This window comes from Arcticibacterium sp. SM2516, from assembly GCF_057914865.1.
The window spans coordinates 2,308,183-2,333,809 of sequence record NZ_CP195290.1; the positions used below are offsets into that span (position 1 = coordinate 2,308,183).

The 25,627-nt window shown below is 40.4% G+C and carries 11 protein-coding genes; 3 read left to right on the top strand and 8 right to left on the bottom strand.

Annotated features, from left to right (window positions below; translation table 11 throughout):
* Nucleotides 1–46 precede the first annotated feature (46 nt).
* Nucleotides 47–373: a LytR/AlgR family response regulator transcription factor gene (locus tag ACSBFT_RS09630; RefSeq protein ID WP_463046716.1), complete on the top strand. Its 327-nt coding sequence runs from the start codon at nucleotides 47–49 to the stop codon at nucleotides 371–373.
* Nucleotides 374–457: 84 nt separating this feature from the next.
* On the opposite strand, the gene ACSBFT_RS09635 is transcribed toward ACSBFT_RS09630, so the two are convergent.
* From ACSBFT_RS09635 to ACSBFT_RS09650, 4 genes are all read right to left on the bottom strand, one after another.
* A complete protein-coding gene (locus ACSBFT_RS09635; RefSeq protein ID WP_463046717.1) occupies nucleotides 458–1,741 on the bottom strand; it encodes a citrate synthase in 1,284 nt (427 codons plus the stop codon).
* 199 nt (nucleotides 1,742–1,940) lie between these two features.
* Nucleotides 1,941–3,425 (bottom strand): M28 family metallopeptidase, encoded by a 1,485-nt coding sequence (locus tag ACSBFT_RS09640; protein WP_489604436.1) that lies wholly within the window; start codon nucleotides 3,423–3,425, stop codon nucleotides 1,941–1,943.
* Nucleotides 3,426–3,438: 13 nt separating this feature from the next.
* The gene (locus ACSBFT_RS09645) at nucleotides 3,439–3,687 is read right to left on the bottom strand and encodes a DUF3820 family protein (protein ID WP_463046719.1); all 249 of its coding nucleotides are present in this window, start codon (nucleotides 3,685–3,687) and stop codon (nucleotides 3,439–3,441) included.
* A 121-nt stretch (nucleotides 3,688–3,808) separates the two neighbouring features.
* Entirely contained in the window at nucleotides 3,809–4,840 is a 1,032-nt protein-coding gene (locus tag ACSBFT_RS09650; protein ID WP_489604437.1) for an RluA family pseudouridine synthase, read from the bottom strand.
* A gap of 38 nt (nucleotides 4,841–4,878) precedes the next feature.
* Here ACSBFT_RS09650 and ACSBFT_RS09655 point away from each other — a divergent pair, with 38 nt between their 5' ends.
* Both ACSBFT_RS09655 and ACSBFT_RS09660 read left to right on the top strand, forming a co-directional pair.
* Nucleotides 4,879–5,766 (top strand): 1-aminocyclopropane-1-carboxylate deaminase/D-cysteine desulfhydrase, encoded by an 888-nt coding sequence (locus ACSBFT_RS09655; RefSeq protein ID WP_489604438.1) that lies wholly within the window; start codon nucleotides 4,879–4,881, stop codon nucleotides 5,764–5,766.
* Nucleotides 5,767–5,904: 138 nt separating this feature from the next.
* A complete protein-coding gene (locus tag ACSBFT_RS09660) occupies nucleotides 5,905–6,654 on the top strand; it encodes a hypothetical protein (RefSeq protein WP_489604439.1) in 750 nt (249 codons plus the stop codon).
* 177 nt (nucleotides 6,655–6,831) lie between these two features.
* Here ACSBFT_RS09660 and hslU read toward each other — a convergent pair whose 3' ends face one another.
* The 4 genes from hslU to ACSBFT_RS09680 form a co-directional block, all read right to left on the bottom strand.
* Nucleotides 6,832–8,208 carry an ATP-dependent protease ATPase subunit HslU gene (gene hslU, locus ACSBFT_RS09665; RefSeq protein WP_489604440.1) on the bottom strand — a complete coding sequence of 459 codons (1,377 nt, stop codon included), beginning with the start codon at nucleotides 8,206–8,208 and terminating at the stop codon, nucleotides 6,832–6,834.
* A gap of 141 nt (nucleotides 8,209–8,349) precedes the next feature.
* A complete protein-coding gene (locus tag ACSBFT_RS09670; protein ID WP_489604441.1) occupies nucleotides 8,350–10,353 on the bottom strand; it encodes a T9SS type A sorting domain-containing protein in 2,004 nt (667 codons plus the stop codon).
* A gap of 145 nt (nucleotides 10,354–10,498) precedes the next feature.
* A complete protein-coding gene (locus tag ACSBFT_RS09675) occupies nucleotides 10,499–13,393 on the bottom strand; it encodes a hypothetical protein (protein ID WP_489604442.1) in 2,895 nt (964 codons plus the stop codon).
* A 149-nt stretch (nucleotides 13,394–13,542) separates the two neighbouring features.
* Nucleotides 13,543–25,497, bottom strand: a complete 11,955-nt coding sequence (locus ACSBFT_RS09680; protein ID WP_489604443.1) for a DUF8696 domain-containing protein — start codon at nucleotides 25,495–25,497, stop codon at nucleotides 13,543–13,545.
* Nucleotides 25,498–25,627: the final 130 nt, after the last annotated feature.

Below are 25,627 nucleotides of genomic sequence, written 5' to 3' on the forward strand. Positions count from 1 at the left end.
GCGGGTCATCTATAAGACTTTCAACCATAAAATTTTCCATAACTACATGAAAACAGAAATACGATTAATCGGAAAAAGGCATGTAAGCCCAAGTGAAATTGTGCTTCTTAAAGCAGATGCCAATTATACTGAGGTTTCTATGGAGGATGGAGAGCAGATTATCATTTCCAAAACACTCAAGGAAATGGAGAAAACGTTTACTAAATTTTCATTTTTCAGAACACACAAATCTTATATGGTAAACTTAGACCATATATCCAGCATTCAATTGAATGGGGGCGTAAAAATGGTTAGACTTATAAATAACCTAAACGCGGAGATAAGCAGAAGAAGAAAAGATGCCTTCTTAGACGCGGTTCGTTCAAGAGCTTAAATCTTTAAACTACTCGATCCTTAAAAAGCAAAAAGAGAGTGACCATTTGGCCACTCTCTTTTGCTTTATATCCATATGGGAATATTATCTGTTCTCAATATCCACAAAGGCTCTTTCTTTTTCTCCCGTGTATATTTGACGTGGGCGACCAATAGGCTCACCGTTTTCACGTAATTCTTTCCACTGGGCAATCCAACCTGGAAGACGACCAATAGCAAACATCACGGTAAACATGTTGGTAGGGATTCCTAAGGCTCTGTAAATAATTCCAGAATAGAAATCTACATTTGGATAAAGCTTTCTAGAGATGAAATATTCATCATTAAGAGCCGCTTCCTCCAAACCTCTCGCTATTTCTAAAATAGGATCATCAATTCCTAAAGCTTCTAAAACTTCATCCGCAGCCTTTTTGATAATTCTTGCTCTTGGGTCAAAGTTTTTATATACTCTGTGACCAAAACCCATCAATCTAAACGGGTCGTTTTTATCTTTAGCTTTATTCAGATACTTCTCAACTCCCCCACCATCTTCTTTAATGGATTCTAACATCTCAATCACCGCTTGGTTTGCACCGCCATGAAGAGGTCCCCAAAGTGCTGAAATACCAGCAGAAATAGAAGAATATAAATTCGCTTGAGAAGAACCTACCAATCTTACTGTAGAAGTAGAGCAATTTTGCTCGTGGTCTGCATGAAGAATCAATAGTTTGTTCAATGCACTCGATACAATCGGATTTACCGTGTAATCTTCCACTGGAAGTCCAAACATCATTTGAAGGAAGTTTGAGCAATAATCCAGTTTATTCTTTGGGTAATTGATAGGATGCCCCTGAGACTTTTTATAACACCAAGTAGCCAAAGTTGGCATTTTCGCCATTAATCTAATAATATGAAGGTCTATATCCTTTTCAGTGTCTTTATTATAAGACTCTGGATAAAAACCACTCATGGCACTTACCAATGAAGACATAACACCCATAGGGTGTGCATTCACAGGAAAACCATCAAATATTTTTCTCATGTCCTCATTCACCATGGTATGGCGAGTGATGTCATTTACAAACTTATCGTATTGTGCTTTATTTGGTAATTCACCGTATATCAATAAATAAGAAACTCCTAAGAAATCAGCCTTATCTGCCAACTCTTCAATAGAATATCCTCTATATCTTAAGATACCTTTTTCACCATCTAAAAAAGTAATGGCAGAAGTGGTAGCTCCCGTGTTTTTATAACCTGGGTCGATAGTAATATATCCAGATTGTCCTCTTAATTTCGAAATGTCAATAGCACTCTCTTCTTCAGTACCAGTATATATTGGAAATTCGTATTCTTTGCCTCCTAGTGTCAGCTTAGCAGTTTCGGCCATTATGGGTTTCTCTTTATAAAATAATGAATTCGATAATCTTTAAATCAGGCTGCGAATTTAGTGAAAAAACACTATAATTTGAAGCCAAAACAAAATTTGTATTACATAAATAATAGATTTTTAGGACAAAAAAAGGAAGACTACAGCAGATATTTAGGAAACCTCTATAAATCCTTTAAATTCCTTAATATTTACAAATCTACTTCCGATATAGTTCGTTTGCGGCGGATTCATATTTATCGTCTTTTATCCATTGAGGAGCTGTTTTTTTATTAGCAATTAACCTCGCTGCAAAAGCATAAGCTTGACAAAATTTTGTGCAATAAGCAAAGTCCAAACTTTCAGCTTCATCGGCTTCCTTATGATAATATTTGGCAATTTCATCGTCAAAAGAAGTAAACCCTGGAGAAAAAGAAGGAGCGGGTATACCCTTTGCCGCTAATCTTACATTATCAGACCTATCAAAAAGGCCTAATTCAGGTGTAGGGTCATCAATAAGCGATAAACCCAAGGCCTCCACGGCTGTGTTGATTTCAGCTTCGGCACCCGTTCTAGCGATACCTATTCCTGTAATCTTTGTTTTATCATTATATCCTGCACCATCAATGTTTAAATTGAAAACACATTGATTTAATGGCACCAATGGGTTCTCAACATAATAACCACTTCCCCTTAATCCTATTTCTTCTCCTGTATAAGCAATAAACAAAACCGAGCGTTTTGCAGGCTTAGTAGCCAAACTCTGAGCTGCGGATAACAAACCCGCTACACCTATGGCATTGTCTCTAGCTCCATTGAAAATCCAATCGTCCGGTAAATCCTCCCCTTCGTGAAAGCCTATATGGTCGTAATGGGCCGTAAGAACCACATATTCCTTTTTCAATTCGGGGTCTGAGCCTTCTACTAATCCTATAACATTTTGGCTAGAAGCCGACTTCTTAATGATGGCATCCGTATTAATGTCTATCAAGTCTACTACACTCTTTGATATTTTCTTTGCAGTTTCTGCTGAAATCAAAAACCTTGTAAACTCATTGCTATCTTCTTCTTTTAAACTAATGCTACCGTCTCCAAAGTTTTGAACCAAAACTCCCCATGGTATTGGGGCATTAAAGATCTCAATGAGAGCCACTGCTCCTTTTTCTTTGGCTATTTTCTCCTTTCTTTTAGATGCAGCCATCATCTCTCTAAAGCCTTTCGTTTCGGGTGTTCCTATCTGCACAACCACAACCTTACCTTTAACGTCCACATCCTTATAATCATCATAACTGCCATCTTCAGCAACCCAGCCATAGCCTAAATGTTCCTTTTCAAGACCTTTTTGATGAATTCCTCCACCGTTCATTAAGAGAAAATCTTCACTGGCTCTTAAGACCGAAGCACCTGCTTTAATTTCCGCAGTTTCTGGCTGATAGGTCATCTCAAATGGTACAGTCTGATAAAAAGAGCCTGCATTGATGGCCGACATGCCATAGCTTCTGAATTCTTCTGCAATATATCTGGCAGCTGAATTGTTTCCTGCATGTCCTGTTTTTCTCCCCATGAGCTCATCGGAAGCTAAAAATCTAATGTGTTTTTCTACAAGAGAAGATTGTAGTTTAGACTCGGGTACCTTTTTGAATTTCTGGCCATAAGCCAATCCGCTAAAAAGGCATAGCGATAAAAGAATTACGCTTTTTTTCATGATTATAATGACCTCATTTGGTGGCCAACTTTTTTAATTTCCAAATTATTTCTTCCAGACCATTGCTTTTTATCTCTAAAGTAGTTGCCATAAGCATTCCCAGTTTTCCTTCTGGAAAGCCATCTTTTCTCATAAACCACTCTAAATAAGACACTGGTAAATCTGCAATCAAAACACCCTTATATTTACCAAAAGGCATTCTCATCTTTACTATTTCTAATAATAGTTTCTTGTCAAACTGGGGTTGGTTGTATGGTTCCATTCCTAAATTTCATATGGCTAAATGATCCTAAAATAATGAAAAACAATTATCAGTTGGACTTCCAGAGAAATCAGACTCATAATTGTTTTTATAAATATAGCCAAGAAGAAATATTTCCTCTTTAGTTATGCTGTACGTAATGGTCCCATTTTGCAATAAGCTCCACCAAATCGTCCGGTAATTCTGAATCAAACTGCATCCATTCACCAGACTCAGGATGTTTAAATCCAAGAGATTTGGCATGTAGTGCCTGACGTGGCATTATTTTCATGCAATTGTCTACAAACTGCTTATACTTGGTAAACATATTCCCTCTCAAGGGCTTATCGCCACCGTAAGTCACGTCACCAAAAAGCGGATGACCTATAAATTTCATATGAGCTCTAATTTGATGCGTACGCCCCGTTTCTAGGTTACATTTAATCAAACTCACATATCTCATTCTTCTTATCACCTCATAATGCGTGATAGCCACCCTTCCGTGATCACCCTCTGGAAAGACTTCAGAAATTCTTCTGTCTTTAAAACCTCTACCCAGATTAGCATTTATCGTTCCTTTATCTTCTTCTGGTTCTCCCCACACCATACAGTAGTAGGTTCGTTCTGTACTATGGTCGGCAAACTGCTTCGCCAAATATTGCATGGCATATTCTGTCTTAGCAATCACCAATAGGCCTGTTGTTCCTTTATCAATCCTATGAACCAAACCTGGTCTAATGACACCGTTTTTGGAAGTTGGTAAGTTATCAAAATGATAAACCAAAGCGTTTACCAGTGTACCATCCCAATTGTTATAACCAGGGTGAACCACCATATCCGCATCTTTATTGACAATTAAAAGGCTGTCATCCTCATAAGTAATATTTAGAGGAATGTTTTCTGGCAATACCTCTGAAGGTTCTTTAGGTGGTTTTGCCAAGGAAATAATAACATTGTCGCCGGGTTTAATTTTATAACTGGCTTTTACAATGTTACCATTAACTTTTATAGACTCGCTATCAATAGCGTGCTGTATCTTAGTTCTAGAGCTATTGGTATGGTGCCCAATAAATTTATCAACCCTCATTGGCATCTGCCCTGGGTCTGCGGTTAGATTGAGATGTTCGAACAACTCATCGTCTTCCTGATCGTCTTCTATATGTATGTCTTCCAAAAAGCTTTAATTTTAGGTCGCAAGTTACCGCTTTAAAATTGGTTTTTGAAAAACACATTCTTAGTCCTACGCCATTACAAAAAATTGAAAGCTCTCTTTTTACGGAAAAGGGTCTTGAAGTTTGGGTAAAAAGGGATGAATTATGCCATCCTGAGCTCTCTGGCAACAAATATAGAAAACTGAAATACAACCTCTTAGCCGCTAGAAAACAAAAAAAAGATACCTTAATAAGTTTTGGCGGAGCATATTCCAATCACATTTATGCATTAGCTGCCGCTGCCAAACTTTTCAATTTTAAGTCGGAAGCTGTCATAAGAGGTGACGAATTGAATGAAAATTCTAGCCCAACTTTATCTTTCGCCACTAAATCAGGCATGAAACTGCATTTTGTCACCAGAACGGCTTATAAGGATAAAGATGAGTTAATGGAGAAATTCATATCCCTAAATCACTTTTTCTTACCCGAAGGGGGCAGTAATGCTTTGGCATTACCGGGCTGCTCAGAAATATTGGACGAAGTTTTAACAGAAATAGAACCTACACATTTTTGTTTGGCCGCTGGCACCGGAGGCACAGCCGCTGGCGTTCTCACCAACGAAACTTATAAAGGCCATATCTACGGTTTTCCTGTTCTTAAAAATGGTGGTTTCCTAAAAACCGACATTGAAAACCTGTTAGGTAAGCATCCAGAAAATTTAAGCTTTTTCGAGTCGTATCATTTTGGTGGCTACGGAAAGCACACCCCCGTTCTACTAGAATTCATCAAGGACTTTGAATCTAAATTCCATATCCAACTTGAACAAGTATACACCGCCAAGTTATGCTTCGGTGTTTTTGACATGATAGCAAAGGGACATTTCAAGAAAGGTTCTAAAATAGTCATATATCATTCTGGGGGGCTTCAAGGTAGGTTAACTAGCTTATAAAATATCTAGCGTCATAGAGCATTAAAACTTTCATATTAAGCCTAGTAGTTGCTTAGTAATGCTATGTTTGCTTACGATATATTGGATATTTTTATTATTTTCGCTAGAACATAAATACCATATTGAAAACTTTTTAACATGAACAAAATCTACATAGCCATACTATTTTTACTAGGTCCATTTTGGGCGTTTAGCCAAAATAGCAATGCCGCCTATTTTATGGATAAAGTAAACTCTGCTTCCACCGGCTCCAGAATAGACGTCAATGCAGAGGGAGATACCATCTTAGTTTCAGAATACCATACTAGAAATGTAAAACTAAATAGTTCACAATCTTTTGAGAGATACTATATGGGAACACCCTATTTAAACAATGGCTGGTATATGGGTAAGGTTGTATTACCAGGCAGCGAACCGGTAGAAGGGGTTATGGCATATGATCTGGTGCGTAGTAGTGTATATTACTCAAAAAATGCCAATTCAAACGCAGTAGAATTGAAACCGACAGAATTTATCATTAATGGACACAGTTTCTCAAACTATAAAGATGAATTTCAAGGGGCGGGAGACTACTATTATGAAACCTTGGTTCATACCCAACCCATGCTTCTTAAACAATATGATTGTAAATATTCTGTGAGTAAATCTGACGTAGACAACGGATATGGCTCTGCTAAAGCGAATCTTTATGAAGGTGTATATGAAAAAAGAGAGAAGTACTACGTGGTGATTGGTAATAAATTAGTCCTAGTTACAAAAAGAAAGTCTTTTCTAAAATCCCTAGAAAATTTTAGCAAAGCAGCTATGCACAAGGTTACATCCGAAAAATTAAATATGAAGATAGAGAAAGATATAGTGACCCTAGTTAAACATTTAGGTGCCATTTAAGGCAATCTGCAAAGGTACAATATCACACCGAATTAATTAATCTTGGCGGCTTTGGTTGGGATTTCGCTCCTTAGGAGCTACTAGGCCTTTACAATCGAACTAACGATAAACCGTTCACTTTAATGGCTACAAGAAGAAGATGCTCTATAATGCATAAAGCATCTTCAGAATAATTATTTATAAAATGTATTGACTGAGGTCTTTATTCTTAATTAAACCAGAAAGTCTTTCCGTTACTTTTTCTTTATCAATCAAGATTTTAGTACCCGCTCCTATTACGTCTGGAACATCAAATAGTATCTCGTTCAGCAAATGGCTCATGACGGTTTGAAGTCTTCTGGCACCAATATTCTCTACTTCGCCATTGGCTTCAAAAGCTATTTTAGCCAATTCTTTCAATGCATCATCACTGAACTCTAAATCAACACCCTCTGACTTGAGCATAGCTACATACTGCTTAGTAAGAGCATTTTTAGGCTTTTTAAGAATCTGATAAAAGTTTTCTTCTGTTAAGGCTTCTAGCTCTACTCTTATAGGAAAACGCCCTTGAAACTCTGGAATAAGATCAGATGGTTTAGAAACATGAAAAGCTCCGGCTGCAATAAATAGGATATGGTCTGTATTTATAGAACCATGTTTTGTATTAACCGTAGAGCCCTCCACTATCGGTAGCATGTCTCTCTGTACTCCTTCTCTACTCACATCTGGGCCACTTTTACCACCTCCAGAGGCTATCTTATCTATCTCGTCAATAAATATCATCCCAAGGTTCTCCGCCTTCCAGATGGCCTCTTCTTTAACCTCATCCATATCAATGAGTTTGGCTGATTCTTCTTCAAGCAAGATTTTGCGAGCATCTGCAATAGGCAGTTTACGCTTCTTATTCTTTTTAGGCATCATGCCACCGATCATCTCCTGGATATTCATCATGGAAACGTCGTCAATAGGGCCACCCATTACGCCTATGGAAGAACCACCGCTGTTTTGTACGTTTATTTCTATTTTCCTTTCGTCTAGCTCTCCTCTTTTAAGTTTGCCGCGGAAAGATTCTCTGGTTTTTTCATTCAACTCCTCATCTTTGGATTGTGGCACACCATCCGGAATACCAACAAGACTTTTCTTTGACATGGGCGGAATCAAAATATCTAAAATCAACTCTTCTACCGTCTCCGCTGCCTTAATTTTGACTTCTTCTTTTTTAGCGATTTTCACCATGTTAACCGACTGTTCCACCAGGTCTCTTACCATGCTTTCTACATCCCTTCCTACATAACCTACCTCTGTAAACTTTGAGGCTTCTACTTTGGTAAAAGGGGCGTCTGCTATTTTGGCTAATCTTCTCGCTATTTCTGTTTTCCCCACTCCCGTAGAGCCAATCATCAGAATATTATTTGGAACTATTTCAGCTCTAATTTCTGCTGAGGCATTCATTCTTCTCCATCTATTTCTAAGGGCAATAGCTACATTCTTTTTTGCGTCAGTTTGACCAATTATATATTTATCTAGCTCTTCAACAATTTGTCTTGGTGTGAGGTTTTCGATGTTTTTCGACATTAAACGTAATCTTTGATTTTGCAGTCTGCAAAGCAAGTTAATCTTTCTGTTTTTGCAAACACGAGTTTGTAAAAAGAAAAAACAAAGGAATAGGATAAAATCATTCCATAAAGTAGAGAAATACTTTTAAAAGGGACTTTTCTAGTGACGAATAACGAAACGTTGTGTCAGCTTTTTCTGACCGTCTACCGCTATCGTCATAATATACAAACCATCAGGCCAAGAACTTACATCCACCTTCTTTGTATCCTGATTAAGGTCCACAACATAGGATCCTAGTTTTTTTCCTCCAATGTTAAAAACAAACATATCTGCCGTTTTTGCACTCTGAGGAATAATGTACTCTACGTTTAGTTCGGCATCCACTGGGTTTGGATAAATTTTGGCCACCGTAATGGCTTCTTTTGTTCCCGTTGGTATCATGGATGAACTTTCACAATCGCAGATGGCCACGTTCACAAATTGACCCGGAATTTCGTCTACCAAGCTTTTAATCTCGGCTTCCACCAAAGTACTTCGAGTTTTATTCTTTTTGCTTACAAAAGCGACATAATACTTCCCAACTGCATCAGGCCTGAAAGAATTACCTTTACCGACCTGGTTATTGCCGAGTTCGTCTGAATACCAAACTGTTTTGACAGACCTTTCTCCATTTTCTACTTTTAGAGCCGGCATAACCCTAGCTGGACTAAAGTATTCTACATTATTCACAAGGGCTGGCTGCTGCATGAGCTCCTCTTTACAGTTTGGGGCATTTACAATTTTAAAAGAGCGGCATTCGCCACTTAAATCCGTAGAAACCAGCGTTACATTAGGCATAAAAGCCGGAATATTATCTACCCTATAATAACCTCCACCTAGCGAGGTCACATATCCGGAGCTGGAAGACAATGGCAATAGATTTAATCTCTTTAGGAAATTGGTTAATACTGGGAAACTTAAATTAGATAAGGCGTAATAGACTTTCTCTACCACACTCCAGTTGTCATTGACCAAATGCACCACCATACTGTAACTATCTACATTACTATTACAGTACACCGAATCTACTACGATGGCTGGACCCTTACAGCTTTGCACAAGAATAGGGCAACAAGAACTAAATGTACATTTATCAACCTGTTTGGTGTATGTAAATTCTCCACCTTGTTTGATACTTAAGGAACTATCAGGATTTATTTCTGCAATTGATGGATTGGTAAGTTCATTTATAGCGGCAAAATTACCCGCCGCATCTTTATAATACCAAGTAAGCCCAGCGTAATTGGCTAGTGTAACCCGGTAAACTTCGTCCTTTTTAATTTCTATTGGTACCGATACACAGCTGGTAGCCGAAATAGCATTCGAGGCATCTTGAGTGGGAAGCTGCTGGCCGTAAAGTATGACGTAGTCATTGGCCTTTGAAATATAGGAGGTCAAATAAGATAGTCCTTGCTGTTTTACACGAGCTCTTATCACCAGTTTGGGCTGTTGCCCTGGCTTTAAAGTGCCTATATTCCAAACGTTTCCTACGGGTGAAAATGCACCGAAATCAGCAAAGAAATAGACAATTTCTAAGGAAGAAGAAAAAAACTGTTTTAGCTCTAGATTAATACTTGCCTGCCCACCATTATTCTGAACTATGGTGGTAAATGTAATGATATCACCGATTGCAGGGGAGGGGTTATCTACTCCTTGAATCACCTCTATCTGCGTATAATCTAGCTTTTCTGCAAAGTTTATGTGAGATAAATGAATGGATTGATCGGTGTAACAAATAGAGCTGCCATTATAAAGTCTAATCTTGTAGGCGATATCTTGATTTGGATTTTTTAATCCTTTAATCTCTACTTTCGCTTGACCTGGAGCCAAGGCAGATGATTGGGAGAAATCGAAAGGAATGGTGTTGTTTTGTAGGATTTCGTAGTGCGTAGCGTTTTCAATACCGCTTATAATAATCTTACCATCATTGGTTTTGGAATTAGTTACATTTTTACCTCCAACGGTATAGGTTGGAACCGTGCAATTTTTTACCAGTGAATCTAAACCAGCAAAATGTGTAGCAGCAAATACAGTCGTAAAATTTAGAATCAAAAGAGCGAAGGTAAAAACGAGTTTTATCTTCTTCTTTACGGAACTCAAACCATTTGGGTTTCCTTGATTCATTTAAATAGCTGTTCTGATGAGAGAACTTATTACAGTTTTTTTGTAAGTAGTAGGCTGCCTTTTAAGAAAAAAACAAAGGTCTTTAAATTAAGCTAGCCCAGAATTACATTCTGGACTAGCTTTATAAATCATAAAATTAAATCTATCATTTTGTTCTTGTGACGGTTGCAGGCTCACAATAGCCACCTGGGCACACACAATCCTTTTCTGTCATAACGATGTTACCTGTTTGGATACATCCAAACTCATTTTCTATCTGAACAGCATAAGTAACCGGTCCGTCACCAGCTTTTGGATTCGTTAAGCTAGATGCAAAAGCACCACCATTAGCTCTAATATCGCTACCAACTTGCTCTCCTGCATTCGCTGTGGCAGTAGCCTCGTCGAAAATAGTTCCTACATGCCATAGTAATTTATCAGAATCACGATACTCCGTAATGTAAAGTCTTGCATCATTTTGAGGTGCATCTCCAATACAAAGAGCGTTTACAGCTATCAAATCAACTTCTGGCTTAGGATTAATAATGACACGAAGGTCTTCCTGAGGTCCTGTACACGTTAATGTAGTAGTAGCATCTGGAGCTAAATAATCCCAAGCTTCCCATACTAGACCATAACTAGAACCAGCATCTGTAGAAGATGGCGTTGGAGAAGTTGAACCGTCATCTGTAAAGCCCGGATAAGTCCAGTGTACATAAGTGGCAGATGGCGATGTGGTACTTGCCGCTGATTGGGTCAAATGATTATCCAGCGTAACGGTGGTCTCGTCTAGACAGTAAATAGGATCCGTAAAGGACGGTCGATCAGGCGTATCTTTAATATATACGACGAGCTCGGCATTATAGGATTCACAGCTGGTGGTACCTAATGTTTGGGTCACATAGAACCTTAAAGTATCCACAGCAGATGCGTCTGGCGTAGGTATAGCAGGGTCGGCAACCGTATTTCCAGCACCTGTAGCAAGCGTATCACTGTACCATTTTAAGGTATACCCTCCACTCAGCGGCGTAGCATCTAAAGGTGCTAAACCCGTGGCTCCTTCACAATATGCCAAATCTTGGACAAGTGGTGGCTCTGGAAGTGCATTGATATTCACTACGAAAGAATCTGGATAAGACTGACATCCATTAGCATCCGTTTGTGTGACGTAATATGGACCCCATTGAGTAGCTACAGAAGAATCTGGTTTTGGCCATAAGTTATCTGTTAAGAATGCGGTTCCTCCTTTCGTTTGATACCATCTTAAATACCCCCCTGTAGAATCTACTACGTGCTCTATCAATTCCGCAATTTGCTCATATTGACAATACGTGCTATCCTTCATGGTAGGCTCTATAGGAAGTGGATTGACCACCATAGCCACCGTATCTGTTTTTGCACAATATGTATCTACAGAACCTGAAGTGAATGGACTTGTAAAAGTTTGAGAAACTTGAACGATATAATCTCCCGAGTTTTGAATTGGATCTGCGTCTAATAAACCAACACTATCACCAACGGCGGTAAATCGAGTTGAATCCGTTCTAAACCACCAATTAAAATCGTAGTTACCACCAGGGTATGCGGTCATATTGGTTACCGTTAATTCTATCTGCTCTTCTTCACAAATAGGTGTATTAGAAGAAGCAATAGGCTTCTCGATGTCTGTAATAACAAACTCAAAAGTAGTAGAATCAATACATGTTTTATGTAAATCATCATATGCTTTAATCTGGTAATGGTAGGTACCTGCAGTTTGAGGTAATACCGATAAATCCAAGGTTAAAGAAGTTTGACCTGTAAGGCTATCCGTTGTTGGGTTGCTTGTTCCGTTGGCGTTTAACCATTGGTATACCACATTTCCTCTATCAGAATCATAGGCTGTTGCTGTATCTTGAGCAATTACAGTAGGCAATGTTTCATTTAAACATATAGCTGCAGGAGGAATTGGCATTAATTCAGGCCTTTTACCCTGTACGATATTAATAGGGCAACATCCTGTGGCATCACAACTTGGTCCTTTAGGATTATCAAATACGAAATTATAAGTTCCGATAGATAGGATGGTTAGTGAGCCATCTCCATTTAAAGTATACTCACCAGGCACAGAGGCTGTTATATCCCCATTGTTTTTTTGCCAAGTGATTCCAGTATAAGAATTCCTATTTAGCTTGAAATCGAAAGAATCTCCAGTACACCAGTCCCAAGGTGTAGCTATACAAACGGAGCTTTCATCATCTTCATCTTCAAAAACGGTACCACCGTCATCATCTAAAGGCACCGAGTCCAACTCATCTTCTGTACCCGTAGTGCTTTTAACTTCCGAAGAGAATTGGAAAACCCCTCTTTCAGAAACCACATAGCTTAACTGTAAGGTTAAAGTTGCTCCAGCAGCTACAGTTCCTACGCTCCATTCCATGGTAGTCTCATTAAATGTTCCATTGGCCATAGAAGCTGAACCAGCTACAAAAGTTAATCCGACAGCTGGTGTATAAACCGCAATTTCAACGCCTGTGGCATCCACAGTATTTACACCCGCATTGGTATCATTATTTGTTACCGTTACGGTTACAGTCACTGTCTGACCTATTGTGGCGGCATCACCACTTTTAATTACCGTCACTTCCAAATCTGTGTATTCTGGCTTTTTAGACCAGTTTACTCTTGGTAAAACTATGGTAGAATCGGAATAACAGCTGTTATCCGGCATTTGAACCCTCACCGTATACTGGTCTCCTCCAACTCCCGCTGGGTTAGCAAGGCCAGTGGCAATATACCTACCAAGGGTATTGGTTTCCAAGGCAGCAGCTAAGGCACCATAAGTACCTGTAGGTGCTGCTCCAGAATAAGTGGAGCCAGCGGTGTAGTTAACGAAATAACTGTTGTCGGGAACTCCAGACAATACTAGCTTTGCATTACCAGTACCTTCTGTAGATTCGTCGATGGATTGTACGGTATATTCAATTTTTTCAGCACACTCAGATTGGGCAAAAGCGGTATTCGCAAGTAAAAACAAGCAAGCTGATAAAAGAATGAATCCAAACCGTCCAAGCCCTTTCATGGCGAGCTTTTTTTTGTTTTTAATCAATAATTCCATTTCATTCGAATTAAAAAAGTTTAAAATTTATTTTATACATGGGGGGTTTCTGTAAACCTTTTAAAAAGTGTGTGAGTGTGCTTAAATCATTGCTGATGTAAATTTTTTCCAAATTATTTTACTCTATTTATGGTGGCTGGTTCGCAAAACGGCAAACAATCTTCGCACTGTCTTTCAAACTCCACCGTTTGGTCAATAGGACATCCATCGGTACTTATAATCCTTACGGTGTAATAAGTCGTCACTCCAGATGGGTTATTAATCGTTTCGTACATTCTGCCATTGGTAGGTATTAATGTTGGTGTAGCAGGAATAGCAGAAGCCGCATTGAATGTGGTGCCTTCGCTAAATGAGTACATTTCTCCTTCTCTAAATCCTGACGCTATCAATATTCCATTATTTAATGCTACCTCCCCTACACAAGTACTGTTCACAGGAAGTACCTCCGCATTGGAAGCCTCCCTAATTTCTGCAAGTGCCATGCTTCTATCAAAACTCACACAGTTACTTGCTGATGTACAATTCGCAAAATAATGCGAGGTGGCCACCAATGATTTAGTCTCAAATGTTGTGCCAAGTCCTACAACATTATTAGAAAACTGATTATCAAACCATGTAGTAACACCAGAACATCCTGAAGCAGTGAGAGTTAGCACCCCTGGACCGCATTGAAATGCATCTGTAACTGTTGGGGCTTCTGGGGCTGGATTAACTAAAACATCTACAGAATCCGTGTTTTGGCACGCATTCCCATCCGTTACAAGCACCGAATAGTAACCATTATGAATAGGTGCTCCTTTAGCTATATTTGGATTTTGGCTAGCGGATGTAAAGCTATTTGGGCCAGTCCAATCGTAAGAAACACCTCCAGAAGCTGTTAAATGGATGGTATCACCTTCACAATATTCTCCACCTGAAAGGGTAATTACCGGAAGAGGGTTAACGGTAACCAGTATAGTCTCATCTGTAGTACAACCATTAGAATCTGTGGCTGTTACCATATAAGTAGTTGTACTTAGTGGAGAAACAGAATTAGATGATCCGTTTGGCAATCCATTATCCCAAGTAAAGGTAATGGGTGCATCTCCCCCTGTGCTGCTAGCCCATAAAAAAGCCGTAGCACCAACACAAATGGTGGTATCGGCAGAAACGGTTAAAGCAGGTCCTGGATGATCTTCCAATTCTACATCCGCTAGGTCTACAGGGCATTCATTATTCTCCCATCTCACCCATAAATCGTAATTTGCTGGAGCCAGATTGCTGTAAGTAACAGCACCCGAATTATCATTTACTGCAGGCTGGTAGGTTGAACCACCGTCTAGGCTAAATTCTAATTGTGTCCTTGTGCTTTCATCTGAGAAAGTAAATGTGATTTGACCATTATCTACAGTACAAGTAGGGTCTACATAGCTTACTATTGCCGCTGGGCTGGCTCTATCTTCCAAGACTACAGTACCTAAATCTACTGGGCAGCTATTATCTCCCCATTTGGCAAATATTGAATAAGTACCTGCACTTAAGGTATCAATAGACCAAGAACCCAAGGAGTCGAAAGTGACGTAAGGATAAGTGATTCCTCCATCCAAGCTCAACAGTAATGAATCTTGATAAGGTTCATTACTGAAACTAAACTGAATTTGACCATTATTTGGCACACATAGCGGATTCGTGGAAGATACTGTTACGTCTGGATATTCATTAATGGTTAAAACCGCGGGTGCAGAAGAAGCATCTGTACAGCCTACGCCATCGGCAAAAGCATTTATTCTATATTGGAACCTACCAGAAACATTGGTAGCAGGACTATAAACAGAGTCAATTTCCGCCGATATATTTTGCCACGTTACACCGTTAAATTGTTGCCACTGATAAGATATGTTACCTACGCCGTTTTCTGGATTTCCTTCTAAAACGACGGATTCACCGATACAAATTTCAAATGCACTAGGATTTACGTCAATAGAGAGTTGAGGCAACACCGCAACACTGGCTATATCTGAAGAGGCTGTTCCACATCCCGCTCCACTGGCAGTCGCTTCTATTCTATAATATAGGGTACCCACAGTTGAAGTACTAGGATAAAGCTTCTTAGCGGTAGAGTCTGCTATTGCCGTAAATGAACTGCCATCTGTAGAACTGAACCATTGATAAGTCACTGTTCCAGTTCCTGAAGTGGTATCTGCCACAATCTCCACCAAGCCATCAAGGCAGACCACGTCATCGTCTACCGCAACTTCTACCGTGAATATTGGTAAGACCTCTACAACGGCTGAAGTAGACCTCACGGTACCACAGCCAGAACCACTCGCGGTAGCTTCTACCTGATAATATTTACTTCCGACGGCAGAAGTATTCACGCTTAAAGTCGAATCTGTTTCTCCGCTAATTTCTGTAAATGTGCTATTATTAGTAGATTCAAACCATCTGTAGGTCACCGTACCGGTACCATTGGTGGTATCCGCTTTCAAGGTAACCGCTCCTCCCAAGCAAACTGTATTATTTGCCAAAACGATGTCTACTGAAAATATAGGTAAAACTCGAACCTGTGTAGAAGCAGAAGTCACTGTTCCACATCCAGAACCACTCGCTGTGGCTTGTACTTGATAATAAATTATACCTTCTGTACTTGTATTTGGAATGTAGATGGAGTCTGTAGCTCCGCTAATTGGTGTAAACGTACTATTATCGGTAGCACTTAGCCATTGATAAGTTACCGTTCCAGTTCCGTTAATGGTATCTGCTTCTAGCTTTACGACTCCACCAATACATACCACGTCATTATCCACCGAAACCTCAACATCAAAAATAGGTAAGACCGTAACCGTAGCATTATCTGACGTAGCTGTTCCACAACCAGCCCCACTAGCAGTGGCCTGTACCCTATAATATAAAGAACCTACAGCACTGGTATTAGGCGTATAAGTAGAATCTGTTTCGTTCGTAATAGGAGTAAACGTACTATTATTGGTAGATTCAAACCATTGATAAGTGATGGTGCCCGTTCCTGAAGTGGTATCTGCAAATAGCTCAACTGCTCCACCGATACAAACCGTATTGGACATTAAAGAAACCTCCACTTCAAAAACAGGTAAAACCTCTACCAGAGCAGAATTAGAAGTTACCGTTCCGCAACCAGAGCCGCTGGCAGTAGCTTCTATTCTATAATATTTAATTCCCACAGCCGATGTATTTGCGGTCAGGTTAGCATTTGTTTCTCCACTTAATGGGCTGAAAGAAATATTATCTGATGACTCAAACCATTGATAGGTGACTGTTCCTGTTCCATTTGTGGTATCAGCCACTAATTGTACTGTACCTCCTAGGCAAACCGTATTATTTGCGGAAGTAACTTCTACAGAAAAGACCGGTAAAACCTGAACTGGAACAGACGCAGACGTAACGGTTCCGCAACCAGAGCCGCTGGCGGTAGCTTGAACTTGATAATAAATGATGCCTTCGGAGCTTGTATTAGGAGTATAAATAGAATCTGTGGCTCCACTTATTGGCGTAAACGAGCTATTGTTCGTAGACATCAACCATTGATAAGTGACATTACCAGTTCCGTTAATGGTATCGGCTTCTAATTGTACAGCTCCGCCAATACAAACCACCGCATTGTCTACGATGACATCAACATCAAAAATTGGTAAAACGGTAACCGCGGCATTTTCTGATGTGACCGTACCACAACCTGCTCCACTAGCTGTCGCTTGAATTTGATAATAAATTAAACCTTCTGTAGCGGTAGATGGCCTTAATGTTAGACTTGTAGAATCTGCTATGGGTGAAAAACTAGTACCATCTGTACTACTTAACCATTGGAAAGTCACGGTACCCGAACCTGAAGTAGTGTCTGCCGACAGTAACACCTGCCCGTCTAAACAAACGATATTATCTGAAGGATTGACGTCAACCTCGAAGGCTGGAATAACCTCCACACCGACTACATTAGAACGAACCGCTCCACAACCAGGCCCACTGGCTGTGGCTTCCACCTGATAGTATTTTATACCTACTGTGGAAGTAGTCACATTTAAAGTAGCATCTGTAGCTCCAGTAATTAACCTGAAAGTACTATTATCTAAAGATTCAAACCATTTGTAAGTAATTGTTCCTAAGCCATTGCTTGTGTCTGCGGTTAAGGTTACCGTACCTCCTAAACAAACGATACCAGCATTTGAACTCACCTGTACAGAAAACACAGGTAACACTTCAACACTCACTGAAGCAGAAGTTACCGTGCCACAGCCGGCACCGCTAGCCGTAGCCTGAACCTGATAATATTTGATTCCTGTGGTCGATGTATTTGGTACATAATTTACGTTTACCGCACCAGAAATGGCTGTAAAATTAACATCGTCTGTAGACGCTAACCATTGATAGGTTATGGAACCTGTACCATTGGTGGTATCTGCCACTAATTCCACCGCCCCACCAATACATACCACAGGATTATTTACAGCGATATCAACTTCAAAAGTTGGCAAAACCCTTACATAGGCATCATCAGAAGTGGTTGTTCCACAACCTGCCCCACTAGAAGTAGCTCTTACTTGATAATATAGGGTCCCTTCTGCAGAAGTTACAGGTCTAAAAGTCTTGCCTGTAGAATCTGTGACCGCTGTAAAAGTGCTACCATTTGTACTTCTCAGCCATTGATAAGTTACCGTCCCAGTTCCTGATGTCGTATCCGCGGTTAGTACCACATCGCCATCTAAGCAAACCTCATTGCTTAATAGGCTTACATCTACATCAAAATTTGGAAGGATTTCTACTTTCACAGAATCCGATGGCGGTGCATTACAGCCATTCCCGTTATAGTCTAAGAATAATCGGTAATAATATTTACCGACACTACCAGAAGGCACAATTGTATTTCTTTCATCCCCTCCAGTTATATCTGTCCATGGAGCATTCCCAGAAGACGAAGACTGCCATTGATATGTGACTAGTCCAGCTCCTCCATTTATAGTAGGGATAAGTTCCACTACCCCACCAAGACATAGCGTGATATCATCTGTGGCTATACTAAATGTGGGGTCATCTACCACATTAAATAAAACGGCATTTGACAAGGCGTCGTTACAGTCGTAGGTTAAATCTTCAACATAAACACGATAATAAATTTGGCGAGCTATGGAGGTATTAGGAATCAATATGGAATCCTTTTCGCCCGTTAATGTAGTCCAGGTACCCGTTGTATCTGAAGCAGAATACCAAGTAAAGTCAAAGTTTCCAGAACCTCCTGTCACATGAGCCGTGATATCTGTTATACCACCTACACACACAGAATCTTCATCAATACTCACCGTTAAAGTGGGTTGGTCTTCAACCACCACTTTTATGGTATCTGTTACAGGGCAATTAGAAGAATCTCTTGCCGTAACTATATAATCTGTGGTAACACTTGGATTCACAGATACAGAGGCAGTAGCAGGTAGTCCATTATTCCATTGATAAGTATACGGAGCATTTCCACCATAAGGTGAAGCCAATAAATTGATACTTCCGCTACCGATACATTTGACTTGATCTTCGGTAACGTTTATCTGAATTGGCGGTACAATTAACTGAGTAAGTGAACTATAGATAGAGCACTTTGGGTCATCAATAGTGGCCGCAGTAGTGGCTAATCTTATTCTATATATTCTTCCACTTATAGCAGAAACAATTGGCGTTGGTAGGTTGACACTAACATTCATTGAACCAGAAGTATAAGTACCCTGAGCTACGGCTGTCACCTGATCCCATGTAGCCCCGTTGTCATCACTTTTTTCCCATTTGTAGAATTTATGTTCTTGATATGGATCTTGAACACTGGCATTTATGGTTTCATTATCCCCTCCAAGGCATGCTATGGTGGTTCCACTTAGGTTTATCAATAAAGGACATTTACTTACCTTGATATCATCCAGAATCCAGTTATTACCAAAACCTCCAGGAGCAATATTCCTAAGAGCAAAAAGTGCTGAGGTAGTGGCATTTCCTGTTTTGAAAGAAAACCCAACTTTTTGCCATTGGTTTCCGCTTACCGCTCCGGATGTAGCCTGAATTACCCCATCAATAATAAAGGCGGCATTGGGCTGAATATCAGAGTCTGGAGAAATATTCCTCATCCAAGCGGTAAAATTGTATTGCGTATTTGGACATAAATCATTTATCCTTTTTTCCACAACGATATTGGGTGTATAACCGGCGTTGATCACCATCATATAACCATTTGTATCTCCTACTGTATGATCTTCTAATAGAATATCCCACCATCCAGTGGCTTGAGTATATTGGAAAGCCTTATGGCCATTTCCATCGCAATCTGTATTATTGGTAATGGCATAAAAACCATCCCAAGGAGCATAACAGGTATAGTTGGAATAACCATACTGGGTATCTGTATAAACAGGTCCATTTTTATCTGTTCCAGATCCAAAATCTCCATTAGGGAATAAATTAGGAAATGAGGTATCATCGCAAATATTGGTATTTATACAAGAGGTACCATTATTAGGAACATCTACGTATTTTTCACCATAGCAAAATTCGTTTGCCCTAGAGACCTTGACATAATACTTCCCAGGTGTTAAATCACTTATGGTATTGGACGGTACAAGGGAAGAGACCGGCACAGACGTACCTTTTAAAGTAGCTAACCACGTAACATCATCAGATGCATTTACACCCTGAAGCTTAATGGAGCCATTGGCTGCGTAGCAATCACTGGCTGCTGTAACTTGAGTTCCCGTAAAAAATGAACTGGTGGTAGAAACAAGCGTATTACTAACATTCTTACAGATGTTTTGTGTGGCGTAATCTTTCACATAGAAGAAGTAATTACCAACCCCTAGTCCCGTAAATGTATATGAACCTCTATACCATGTAACACCATCCAAACTTGTTTGATAAGAGGTCGTAGCAGAAATATAAACCTGCCCAGTGGTTGAACCACAACTCGAAGGATTAGTAGGGATAATAACATATTGTGAATTACAGATATTATCACAATTAGTAGCCACAGTCAAATTTGTGGTCGCCGTGGCGGTACATCCGTTAGATCTTGTGGTGGTAATGGTATATGTTCCTGCATCCGAGTTTGCGGTCACTAAAAAATTAGGTGACTGACTAGCACTTGTCCAGCCCGAAGGACCTTGCCATGAATAAGAACTAACATTGGTTCCTCCACCAGTAAACTTAGCCGTAGAACCTTTGCAGTGCTGCTGCGAAACAGAAGCGGTGGCCGTAGGAACAGGCAATATTTGAATTTTAACCTCTTTCCTAGCACTGCTAGGGCAGGTAAATTCTGTACAATCAACATAATAGGATCTATCAGTCGATAGAGAAGGTGTGGTATAGGTCGCCCCAGTTCCTAAAACCGTGGTACTGGAGGTGGTACTATACCAAGAATAAATCCCGGAACATCCAGAAGCAGTAAGCGTTAGGGTTCCTGGTCCGCACCTTGTTATATCATTTGCCAATGGTGCAGGTGGAATGGTGTTCACGGATATTCTTACCGTGGCTGTAGCAGAACAGCCTTGAGGACTTGAAGTAACGGTAACAGTATATGTACCCGTCATACCAGTTGTGGCAGTGCTTCTACTAGGGTTTTGACTAGTAGATGTAAAACTAGCTGGCCCTACCCATGCGTAAGTTCCTCCACCGCCTCCTAATAAATTCAAAGTTTCGCCCACGCAAATATCCTTAATTGTAGCAGAAGCTGTAGGAACAGGAGATGGATTAACTTGAACGTTTAAAGTAGAAATGCTAGAGCAGGCATTGGCATTTACAACCTGTAAAGTATAAATTCCGTTAGCCGCCGCCGCAAGATTACTGATAATAGGATTTTGAGCAGAAGACAAAAACCCGTTAGGTCCAGCCCAAGAATAAGAAGTACCTCCACCACCGGTCAAGTTTAATGTTTGTCCCTGACATTTAGGTCCATTACTAGACATGGTAACTGTGGGTAATGCATTTACCTGAACATTTAATGAAGTAGAAGCAGCACATGAGACAGAATCCGTAACGGTATAAGTATAGGTGCCGCTATCATTCAATTGAGCATTAGCGATACTTGGATTTTGCAGATTAGAAAGACTTCCTTTAGGACCTACCCAGCTGTACTGAGCGGAACTACTGCCTGTAAAAGACACGGTAGCACCCACACAAACGGGTGAATTACTGCTGGCACTAACCGAAGGAACAGAAACCAGAACCGCAGTAGTGGCTGATGCTGTACAACCATTAGCACTAGAAACCACTACCGTATAAATTCCTGTACGTGCGGCGGTAACATTACTTATTGTGGCATTTTGCAAATTAGAGGTATAGCCATTTGGACCTGTCCAAGAATAAGAAGAACCACCCTGTGCACTAAGTAATACATTACTACCAATACATGCCGTACCACTGTTGCTAGCCTTTGGGTAAATTACATCTACATCAACCAAATGGGTGGTAGAGTCCACGCAACCATAACTGCTCACCACCTTCACAGAATAAAGCCCTTGAACCAGACTATCTGTTACATTGATATTCGGACTTTGTGCTCCACTGGTAAACCCTTTTGGGCCTTTCCAAGTGTAACTGGAAGCTGCTGTACTAGAAAGATTTAACGTACCACCTAAACATACAGGTTGATTGCTCGTGATAATAGGAGCAGGTAAAGGTCTGACTGTAACCGAAGATGTAGCCGTGGTAGTACACCCTGCTACATTTACCGTAACGCTATAAACACCTGAATGAGCGATAGTAGCATTTGGGATTGACGGTTTAGCCTGTGTTGAGCTAAAGGAATTTGGTCCAGTCCATTGATAGTTTGTCCAACCAGGCACTTCTAACTTCAAGCTGTCGGCAGTACAAATAGAGGGTATGGTGGTAATGGCGGCAGATGTACTTAAAACGTTAACATTAACGCCTGTGGTGGCTGTACAGCCTAAGGAATTACTCACCGTTACGGTATAAACTCCAGATTCCAAACTGGTTACATTTGGAAGGCTAAAATTAGCGGCTGAAGAATAGAAGGAATTTGGCCCTGACCAGTTATAACCTACTCCACCTGAAGCAGATAAGCTCATGGTGCCTCCTACACAAAGGGCGGTATCGCTAGAAACCACCAAACTTGGAAATGATAAAGTAATTTCTGTGGTGGCTGTAGCAGAGCAACCTGATGCATTGGTAACGGTAACCGAATAGATGCCTGTTTTTGCGTTGGTTATGTTATTTACATATGGATTCTGAGATGATGAGCTAAAGCTATTTGGTCCTGTCCATGCATAAGAAGTTCCTCCAGAGGCTTGCAACTGTACATTATCGTATTGGCAAGCTGGTATGGGGTCTGTAATTGAAATATTAGGCGAACTGTATAGACTTAATTCTGTGGTAGCCGTTTTAGCACATCCCCCAGCTATGGTAACGGTCACGGTGTAAATGCCTTCCCTATTTAGTCCTGCAGCAGCAATACTTGGGTTAGCAATAGACGCAGTAAAACCATTGGGGCCTGCCCATGAATAATCATCTCCCCCACTTGAGGTAAAATTTATGGTACTTCCCATACACTTTGGAGAATCATTTCCGGCGGTTGGATTATTAACCACCACATTTACAGACGTGGTGGCCGTAGCGGTACAGCCCTGAAGGTTACTTCCAGTAACCGTATAGGTACCACCATGCGAAATGGTGGCATTAGCAACGGATGGGTTTTGACTATTAGAGGTAAAGCCGTTAGGCCCTTGCCAGGTGTAATTATTAGCTCCAGAAGAGGATAAATCTAAAGTCTGACCTGCACAAATCTTATTAAAACTGGTAGCAGCCGTTACCGTCAAGCCAGAATTGATAACTACGTTAACTGCTGCCGTGGCACTGCAAGCATTGGCATTGGTTACCGTAACGCTGTAAGCACCCGCTCTGGCATAGGTGGCAAAGCTGATATTTGGATTTTGAGTAGAGGACGTAAAACTATTGGGGCCTGTCCATGCATAAGAAGAGCCACCAGAAGAAGTTAAGTAAATGGTACCTCCCGCACATGCAGGAGAATTAGATCCAACAGTGGGTGTAGGTAAACTGTTTACCGCAACGGAGATGGTAGCAGAAGCCGTACAACCTTGCGAATCTGTGCCCGTAACAGAATACGTTATATTGGCTGTAGGCGAAACGGTTTTACTACTTCCTGTACCTAGGCCGTTACTCCATGAATAGGTCACCGTTCCCACTGCATTATTTAGAGCAGCCGTTAATACCGTACTTTTTCCAGAACAAATGGTTGCATTGGAGCTTTTAGTCAAGGTACCCGACTGACGAGTAATCGTAACAGAGCCTAAACTTACGGGACATTCACTATTATCCCACCTTGCCCAAACATTGTATGTGGCTGGTCCTAACCCAGTGATCGTATATGTTCCTGAATTGTCTAGAACGTTAGCAGAGTAAGTTGAGCCGTTATTGGTACTGAACTGAAGATATGTTCTAGAAGTATTATCTGGGAATACAAAGGTTATGGCACCATCATTAAGCCCGCAGCTTGCGTTAGTTTTACTCACTGTTACACTAGGTGCCGTCAATACGGTCACTACGGTGCTTGCAGTAGCGGAGCATCCTCCATTGGTTACCGAGACTACATAATTTCCTGCCACAGGAGTACCCACATTACTTATAGTAGGGTTTTGCTGACTGGAAGTGAAACTATTAGGACCCGTCCAAGCGTAAACAGCACCCGTTCCACCACCAGTAGCTGTCAAATTTAAATTACTACCCGTACAAACAGGCGAATTAGAGGTAGCCGTTAAATTAGTAATGGCACAGGCATCTATAATGAGGGTAAATTCCTTTTCATCACAAATATTTCCTTTTCCATCAGACTCACTAAACTGTATCACTTTAATGCGATAGGTGCCAGCCCCCCAATTGAGAGCTGTAGAAGTGGCAGGCATTCTATATGGACTGCTATTATCAATCGTTATTTGACTTGTGCCACCACTAACTTCAAATTTAATACTTCCTACCGTCCCTGTAGAAGTAGCATCTAAATTCCAGTTGGCAGGCAGCTGACCTAGAAACAATGTAGCTCCAGATGTAATATTGATATCTGAACTACCATTCAAATCTTTGATGACAACACTGCTAATACTAGAACATTTAGTATCCGTTATACAACTAATATTGGCTTTCCAGCCTGGATCTGTCCCTGAATTATCTGAAGTAAACCTAAAAGTAAGGCAGTTCCCACTGGAGCTTACCGTACCAGGACTATTCTTGTTTGTGTATTCTTTTATTAATTTGGCTGAAGTAGTACTACCATCGTAAATAGTTAGGTAATCAGATTTGTTTTCTACTTCAAACTCGGTAAAATCAAATTGAATCTTTTGGCCAAAACCGGAACAGTAGGTTTTGGTATAGTCTTCGTTATTGCTATAACTGCCACTGCTTCCTCCCGTATCGTAGAAAATACCAGAACAAGTAGCAGCAATTTCTGTTTTTATAGAAACATCGTCTAAGGCAAAGACATTACCAGCTGAAGCCTGCGTAAACTCCATTATGGCGAAGGTTACGCTACCAGTGGTGGTGGCGGTATATACTACCGACACTCGCTGCCAAGTACTATTGGCGGTTACGACAGCTCCCTGCTGCACACCACCCACTTTCCAGCCCACCTGCGAAAGGTTCCCACTAGCGGCACTTCTCAACCAAAAAGTTAGGGTATAAGTTTTTCCACTTTGTACAGACAAATTTACTTTCCATACGTCCTTATTGGTACTGGTATGCCCATTGGCCACCAACATATCGCCATCACTGTTTCCGAAAGTATGGTCGTAGAAGCTATAGAAGCTATTGTCTACTTTGCTCGGTTGTTCATCTACATCAATTTCCCCATTATTCTTCCCGCTGTAACTATAATCGGAAGTAAAACCGTCGTTATTAGAACTGAAATTTCCGTTGGTGACTAATTCAATTTGGGTGGCAAAGGATTGAAACGAAATGAAAAGTGCAAAAACAAAAAAAACCTTTGACAAAGTGCCACAATACTGCAGCAAGCCAAAAGCCCTATTTGAGGATGATTTTATTTCGTTTTTATGATAAATCACTTAAGGTTATTGTATTCTTATGAACGATTGTAGAAAATTATCTCTGCCAGTCAATTCAAATTTTAAATCAGTTAATACATGTATCGGGTAAGCTATTATATAATACCAATCACCGTGCCAAAAACTCTCC

Coding starts and splice junctions, on each gene's coding strand:
- ACSBFT_RS09630 (WP_463046716.1), top strand. CDS start 47: ATGAAAACAGAAATACGATTAATCGGAAAAAGGCATGTAAGCCCAAGT.
- ACSBFT_RS09635 (WP_463046717.1), bottom strand. CDS start 1,741: ATGGCCGAAACTGCTAAGCTGACACTAGGAGGCAAAGAATACGAATTT.
- ACSBFT_RS09640 (WP_489604436.1), bottom strand. CDS start 3,425: ATGAAAAAAAGCGTAATTCTTTTATCGCTATGCCTTTTTAGCGGATTG.
- ACSBFT_RS09645 (WP_463046719.1), bottom strand. CDS start 3,687: ATGGAACCATACAACCAACCCCAGTTTGACAAGAAACTATTATTAGAA.
- ACSBFT_RS09660 (WP_489604439.1), top strand. CDS start 5,905: ATGAACAAAATCTACATAGCCATACTATTTTTACTAGGTCCATTTTGG.
- hslU (WP_489604440.1), bottom strand. CDS start 8,208: ATGTCGAAAAACATCGAAAACCTCACACCAAGACAAATTGTTGAAGAG.
- ACSBFT_RS09670 (WP_489604441.1), bottom strand. CDS start 10,353: ATGAATCAAGGAAACCCAAATGGTTTGAGTTCCGTAAAGAAGAAGATA.
- ACSBFT_RS09675 (WP_489604442.1), bottom strand. CDS start 13,393: ATGAAAGGGCTTGGACGGTTTGGATTCATTCTTTTATCAGCTTGCTTG.